7 protein-coding genes and 1 tRNA gene are annotated in these 6,483 nt (G+C 68.7%); 5 read left to right on the top strand and 3 right to left on the bottom strand.

Going from position 1 to position 6,483, the window contains the following annotated elements:
- The first annotated feature begins 72 nt into the window (after positions 1–72).
- Positions 73–1,110 carry a Yip1 family protein gene (locus tag ACOV8S_RS26510; protein WP_448320808.1) on the top strand — a complete coding sequence of 346 codons (1,038 nt, stop codon included), beginning with the start codon at positions 73–75 and terminating at the stop codon, positions 1,108–1,110.
- A 111-nt stretch (positions 1,111–1,221) separates the two neighbouring features.
- On the opposite strand, the gene ACOV8S_RS26505 is transcribed toward ACOV8S_RS26510, so the two are convergent.
- The 3 genes from ACOV8S_RS26505 to ACOV8S_RS26495 form a co-directional block, all read right to left on the bottom strand.
- On the bottom strand, positions 1,222–1,728 hold the full coding sequence (locus tag ACOV8S_RS26505; RefSeq protein ID WP_448320807.1) for a phosphoribosyltransferase: 507 nt from the start codon (positions 1,726–1,728) through the stop codon (positions 1,222–1,224).
- 14 nt (positions 1,729–1,742) lie between these two features.
- Positions 1,743–2,318, bottom strand: coding sequence for a dCTP deaminase (dcd, locus tag ACOV8S_RS26500; RefSeq protein WP_448320805.1), 576 nt, complete (start codon positions 2,316–2,318; stop codon positions 1,743–1,745).
- A gap of 73 nt (positions 2,319–2,391) precedes the next feature.
- Positions 2,392–2,571 (bottom strand): hypothetical protein, encoded by a 180-nt coding sequence (locus ACOV8S_RS26495; RefSeq protein ID WP_448320898.1) that lies wholly within the window; start codon positions 2,569–2,571, stop codon positions 2,392–2,394.
- Between the two features lie 306 nt (positions 2,572–2,877).
- Between ACOV8S_RS26495 and ACOV8S_RS26490 the strand changes: the two genes are divergently transcribed.
- From ACOV8S_RS26490 to ACOV8S_RS26475, 4 genes are all read left to right on the top strand, one after another.
- Positions 2,878–2,951, top strand: a tRNA-Gly gene (locus tag ACOV8S_RS26490).
- Positions 2,952–3,533: 582 nt separating this feature from the next.
- Complete coding sequence (locus ACOV8S_RS26485; RefSeq protein WP_448320803.1) at positions 3,534–3,800, top strand: hypothetical protein; 267 nt, start codon at positions 3,534–3,536, stop codon at positions 3,798–3,800.
- Positions 3,797–4,204 carry a PIN domain-containing protein gene (locus ACOV8S_RS26480; protein WP_448320801.1) on the top strand — a complete coding sequence of 136 codons (408 nt, stop codon included), beginning with the start codon at positions 3,797–3,799 and terminating at the stop codon, positions 4,202–4,204. Before ACOV8S_RS26485 ends, ACOV8S_RS26480 begins: the two co-directional genes overlap by 4 nt.
- A gap of 1,230 nt (positions 4,205–5,434) precedes the next feature.
- On the top strand, positions 5,435–6,483 hold a 1,049-nt coding region (locus ACOV8S_RS26475; RefSeq protein WP_448320800.1), incomplete at its 3' end, for an endo-1,4-beta-xylanase.

Raw genomic sequence — 6,483 nt, 5'->3', positions numbered from 1 at the left:
CTCCCGGCCGGGGCGGGCACTCCGCAGGATGCGGCAGGAGGGCCCGGGGGCCCTAGGGATTCCCCTTACGGGATGTCACATCTCGGCAGCAAAGGTGTCCCCATCCCTCTCGCCGGCGCACGCCGGACCGCCGGAGCAGGTACGTTCGAAGACGTGGCTGGATTCAGGAGCGGACGCGGCGGACGGGGCAACCGTCCCGCGCAGGGACAGCAGGCGTACGGACAGCAGCAGCCCTACGGGCAGCAGGGTCCGCCCGCCGGGCAGCCGTCGTACGGGTACCCGCCCCAGGGCGCCCCGCGGCCGCCCTACGGCGGCTCGGGCGGCGCGGGCGGCGGCTACGGCGCGCCGGGCGGCGACGGACCGGAGTACTTCGACGACGGACCGCACCACCCGCACCACCAGGGTCCGGCGTACGGCGGCGGCCACCCGCAGGGGCACGGCCGTGCCCCGCACCGGCCCGACCCCTACGCGGCGAACAACCCGGGGCACACCCAGGCGTTCTCGGTGGACCCGAACGCGGACCCCTACGCCGGCCAGTACGGCGAGGAGGCCCCGTCGGGCCCGATCGGCCCGCCGCTGCACTGGAAGGAGCTGCTGAAGGGCATCGTCCTGTCGCCCAACCAGACCTTCCTGCGCATGCGCGACTACCGCATGTGGGGCCCGGCGGTCACCGTCGCCTTCGTCTACGGCCTGCTCGCCGTCTTCGGCTTCGACGGCGCCCGCGAGGACGTCATAGACGCCACCCTCAGCACGGCGATCCCGATCGTGCTGGCGACCGGCCTGGCGATGATCCTGAGCTCCTTCATCCTCGGCGTGGTCACCCACACGGTCGCCCGCCAGCTGGGGGGCAACGGCGCCTGGCAGCCGACGGTGGGCCTGTCCATGCTGATCATGTGCCTCTCGGACGCGCCGCGTCTGCTGGTCGCCATGTTCATGGGCGGCGACGCCCCGGTGGTCCAGGTGCTCGGCTGGCTGACCTGGCTGGGCTGCGGCGTGCTGCTCACCCTGATGGTGACCCGCTCGCACGAGATCCCCTGGCCGAAGGCGCTCGGCGCCTGTGCGATCCAGCTGATCGCCCTGCTGTCCATCGTGAAGCTCGGCACCTTCTGACACAGCCGTTCCGCCCGGCCGCGCACCGCCGGCCGAGCACGGACACGGCAGAGGCCCCCGACCGCCACACGCGGTCGGGGGCCTCTTCGCTCACGGGCCCGGTGCGACGGGTCAGGCGTCCAGGACCTGCCCGTCGCGGCTGACCACCGGCTTGTCCACACTCCACGGGAAGTTGATCCAGTCGTCCGTGCGCTTCCACACGTACTCGCACTTCACCAGGGAGTGCGACTTCTCGTAGATCACCGCGCTGCGCACCTCGGCCACCGTGTCCAGGCAGAAGTCGCGGACCAGCTTGAGCGTCTTGCCGGTGTCCGCGACGTCGTCGGTGATCAGGACCTTCTTGTCGGAGAAGTCGATCAGGTTGGGCACCGGGGCCAGCATGACCGGCATGTCCAGGGTGGTGCCGACGCCGGTGTAGAACTCGACGTTCACCAGGTGCAGGTTCTTGCAGTCCAGCGCGTAGGCCAGGCCGCCCGCCACGAAGACGCCGCCGCGGGCGATGGACAGCACCATGTCGGGCCGGTAGCCGTCCTCCGCGATGGTGTGGGCCAGCTCCCGCACCGCCACGCCGAACTTCTCGTAGGTCAGGTTCTCGCGCACGTCCGTCACGTCAGCCATGGTGCTCTCCTGCCTCAGACCTGGGTGCGGTGGAAGTTCAGGAAGGACCGCGACGGCGTGGGGCCGCGCTGCCCCTGGTACCGGGAGCCGTACCGCTCGCTGCCGTACGGGAACTCGGCGGGCGAGCTCAGCCGGAACATGCACAGCTGGCCGATCTTCATCCCGGGCCACAGCTTGATCGGCAGCGTCGCGAGGTTGGACAGCTCCAGCGTCACGTGGCCGGAGAAGCCGGGGTCGATGAAGCCGGCGGTGGAGTGGGTGACCAGGCCCAGACGGCCCAGCGAGCTCTTGCCCTCCAGCCGGGAGGCGATGTCGTCCGGCAGGCTCACCACCTCATAGGTGGAGGCGAGCACGAACTCACCCGGGTGGAGGATGAACGGCTCGTCCTGCTCCGGCTCCACCAGCCGGGTCAGCTCCGGCTGCTCGACCGCCGGGTCGATGTGCGGATACCGGTGGTTCTCGAAGACCCGGAAGAAGCGGTCCAGCCTGACGTCGATACTCGACGGCTGCACCATGGCGGGGTCGAACGGGTCGATCTTCACCCGGCCCTTGTCGATCTCGGCACGGATGTCCTGGTCTGAGAGAAGCACGCTGCAAGACTACGCGGGGGCCTCCGGCCCCGCCGGACGACCCCCGCGCTCACGCCTGCCTGCCGCGCGCCGCCTACTGCTTCTGCAGCAGACCCGCCGACACCGGGACCACGCTGCGCAGCCGCGCACAGCGGGGACACCGCATCAGCCGGCCGGGGCCGAGACGCTCGGCCTGCTGCATCGGGAACGAAGCCGCGGTGAACACATGCCCTTCGGCACAACGGACGACGGTGCTCTCCATCAAGTCGTTCAAGTCCCTTCCCCAAGAACCGCGCCGGACCGGAAGACCCGACGAGGAAAGCCACATTACGGGATCAAAGGGACGACCCTCCACGCGGCACTCCGACCCTCTCCGGCTCCGCCGGACGACCGGGCCGGCCCCGTCGGGGCCCTCCACGCGCGGCCCACCGTACGCCCCAACTCCGGTGCCCCGCACACCGCTGCGCACACCTGTGAGCCACACCGCAGACCCAACGCCACGAGGCCCCGCGCGACAGCACGCGGAGCCTCGGATGGGGTACAGTAAGGGCGCCGACACCGGTACAGATCCGGCGTCCAGGCGGGTGTAGTTTAATGGTAGAACATCAGCTTCCCAAGCTGAGAGCGCGAGTTCGATTCTCGTCACCCGCTCCAGATCTAAACCCCAGGTCAGCGACCTGGGGTTTGTCCGTTGTCCAGATCATTTCCGGCGCTCCGTGCGGCCTCAAGCCGTGGCTTCGCACTGGGTGTTCCGGGCAAGCGCGGTTGCCCGCTCCGATCACGGCCCCCTCCGCCTTCCGTCCCCACGTGAGGATGAAGTACTTCTGTGGACGGGCGTCGCTGGCGGCCTCTCCCGCGACGAAAGGGAGCAGTCCGAGGAGTGGGCCGACTCAGCAGACAGCACTGGCCCACAGGTTCGTCACCTGTTGATGAGCCGAATTCTGCGTCGTCCACGGTTGGTGAACAGAACAGCAGAGCCGCACGGGTTCGCCAACCGCTATACGCATCACTCCGGGACCTCGTCATCGAGTGGTGCTGCGGCGACACCCGTGGAGACGCTCTGCGCAAATGCGCTGGCACACGGGATTGCTGATGGGCACTGTGGCGCCGACGTGGGCGAAGTCAAGGGGGCGCCTCCGGCTCGGCTCGGCGGTGAGATGGATCGGAATGTGGAGTGTTCACCAGACTGATCATTCGACCGCGTCCATGTATTACTCATTGTCGTACACTGCTTTCATGGCAACCGAGCGTGCGGGAAACACCGAGAACATCTCCGTCTCTCTCCCTGCCGACCTGCTCGCGGTGCTGCGGGAGCGGACCGGGAAGCGCGGACTGTCCTCCTACATCACGGAGGCTGTCCGGCATCAGCTCGAAATGGACGGCCTGGCGGAGATCGTCGCCGCTCAGGAAGCCGAGCACGGCCCTCTGACCGAGGCGGAGATCGAAGCCGCGTCCCGTGAGCTCTTCGGCGACGCCGGCCACGAAGGACGGCACGCCGCGTGAAGGAGGACGCCCCCCGCTCGGTCGTCCTCGATGCACAGGCGCTGTCGCTGCTCGTGCGTAGCGACCGGGCGATGACGGCGCGGATCGAGGCGACCCGCAGAGCGGGACTGCCCGTCCGCGTCTCGGCGCTGACCGTCGTCGAGACGGCACACGGCAGGACCGACATGCCTCACCTTCAATGGCACCTCTCCCGCCTCCGGCTCGAGGCCGTGACACCGCAGGACTCGCTCGAGGCGGTGAAGCTGCTGAAGGAGGCCGGGGGCCTGCACGGGCACAAGTACGCGATCGACGCCCTGGTGGCCGCGATGGCCCTGCGCTCCCCGGCCCCGGCCCTCGTCCTCACCTCGGACAGGGACGATTGGACCAGACTGTGCGGCGACCGCGTCATCATCCGAGACGTCTGACGCTCCGGAACAGACACTTCGGAGCACCTTGCCCTGTCCTCGGCAGGCTGCTGAACAGCGTGCCCTACGCGTGCCGGTGCGGACGCAGAACCACGGTCCGCAGCGGTGATTCCCGGCACTGCGTCGCGGGCCGCGCACGGCGGAACCAGCAGGTCACAAGCGCAGGCACATCCGAACGCCGTCGCTTCCCCAGCTGAGAGCGCGAGTTCGGTTCTCGTCACCCGCTCCAGATCGAAACCCCAGGTCAGCGACCTGGGGTTTGTTTGCTGTCTGGCCCATTTCCGGGAGGGCTCCGGCTCCGTGCCCTCCGCGGGGCTGCCGCTGCGTGTCTCCTCGGCCACTCCCCCGACAAGTCGCGAAGCAGCACGCCCTCCGTGCGCCCGCCACCTCGCGCAACGTGCGAAGCCGGCCCATGAGTGACCCGCGTCCGCCTCCCGGCACCCGGACCCGGCGTCCGGCTGCGGACCCGGATCGAGGCCCGGGCGGCTCGACACGGCAGATCACCTTCGCGTCTCGACGTCCCGACACGGGCCACCCGTCACCGGCCCCGAGGACGCGTCGAAATGTTTCGAAGAAGGCTCGGACATCTCGGGGTCGCGAGCTGCGTGTTCCCAGGTTCTACGGCCGGATTTCACACCGGTGCGACGGCTCCCCGCGAGGGAAGAGTGGGTGAACGGCGGCCTTTCCCTGTCTCCAACTGGCCTGACTGACTCGGTCGGCCGGAACACCCGGAGCGCCACCCGGAACAACAGCAAATCGAAAGTTTCGACGTCCGGAGAGAAATGTTTTTCTGCCGAGTGTATTGACGACCCCTTGCAGGCCCGCAATCATCCACCACTGGAACGACTGGCCACAGACGGCACAGGCACCCCTGCAGGCACCACAGACCCGCACCGCAACGCGCACGACCGCCCCCCCACACATCACCTGGTCCGGTGAGGTTCGCACCAGCGCGTCCTGTCCCTTCGCAAGGAGGAGAGACGGGCACGCCGCGTGCGTTCCCCCCCGGCCGAGCCGCGACGGTGAGGTCCGCCATGTTCGTGTCACAACACCGCCGGCGACCGCCGCAGGTTCCTGACGGGCCATGACCCCGCGTCATCCGCTTCCGGTCCGCACCGCCCGCCCCATCAGGGCGACCAGGGGCGTTCCCCTACGGTCCAGCCCCTCAGCCCTCAGGTCAGTTCTTCCGTCCTGCCGTTCATCCGCGATACCCGCTTTGGAGGCACAGTCATGGGCTCGTACGCCCTCCCCACATCCGACATCCGCCGAAGGATCCGCGGCCCGGTGCTGGCACTGGCCGTCGGCGCCGTCGGCCTGGCCACCGCACTGGTCGGCCCGTCGAACGCGAGCGCCGCCGAGAGCACGCTCGGTGCCGCGGCGAAGCAGAGCGGCCGGTACTTCGGCACCGCGATCGCCTCGGGCAAGCTGGGCGACTCGACGTACACGTCGATCGCGAACCGTGAGTTCAACATGGTGACGGCCGAGAACGAGATGAAGATCGACGCGACCGAGCCGCAGCGCGGTCAGTTCAACTTCACCTCCGCCGACCGCGTCTTCAACTGGGCGACGCAGAACGGCAAGCAGGTGCGCGGCCACACCCTGGCCTGGCACTCCCAGCAGCCGAGCTGGATGCAGAACCTCAGCGGCAGCTCGCTGCGCCAGGCGATGAACGACCACATCAACGGCGTGATGGGCCACTACAAGGGCAAGATCGCCCAGTGGGACGTCGTGAACGAGGCTTTCGAGGACGGAAGTTCCGGAGCGCGGCGCGACTCCAACCTGCAGCGCACCGGCAACGACTGGATCGAGGTGGCCTTCCGCACCGCGCGGGCCGCCGACCCGGCCGCCAAGCTCTGCTACAACGACTACAACGTCGAGAACTGGACCTGGGCCAAGACGCAGGCCATGTACAACATGGTCAAGGACTTCAAGCAGCGCGGCGTGCCGATCGACTGCGTCGGCTTCCAGTCGCACTTCAACAGCGGCAGCCCTTACAACAGCAACTTCCGCACCACGCTGCAGAACTTCGCGGCCCTGGGTGTCGACGTGGCGATCACCGAACTGGACATCCAGGGAGCCTCGTCCACGACGTATGCCGCCGTGGTGAACGACTGCCTGGCCGTGTCGCGCTGCCTCGGCATCACCGTCTGGGGCGTGCGTGACAGCGACTCCTGGCGGTCGGGTGACACGCCGCTGCTGTTCAACAACGACGGCAGCAAGAAGGCCGCCTACACCGGCGTCCTCAACGCGCTGAACGGCGGCTCGACCAACCCCAACCC

This window comes from Streptomyces sp. CO7 (assembly GCF_053474865.1).
Note: the sequence above shows the minus strand (reverse complement) of the source record. Positions and strands in the feature narration are given on the sequence as shown.

Bases quoted from the DNA above. Each gene is read 5' to 3' on its own strand.
- ACOV8S_RS26510 (WP_448320808.1), top strand. From the start codon at position 73: ATGTCACATCTCGGCAGCAAAGGTGTCCCCATCCCTCTCGCCGGCGCA.
- ACOV8S_RS26505 (WP_448320807.1), bottom strand. From the start codon at position 1,728: ATGGCTGACGTGACGGACGTGCGCGAGAACCTGACCTACGAGAAGTTC.
- ACOV8S_RS26485 (WP_448320803.1), top strand. From the start codon at position 3,534: ATGGCAACCGAGCGTGCGGGAAACACCGAGAACATCTCCGTCTCTCTC.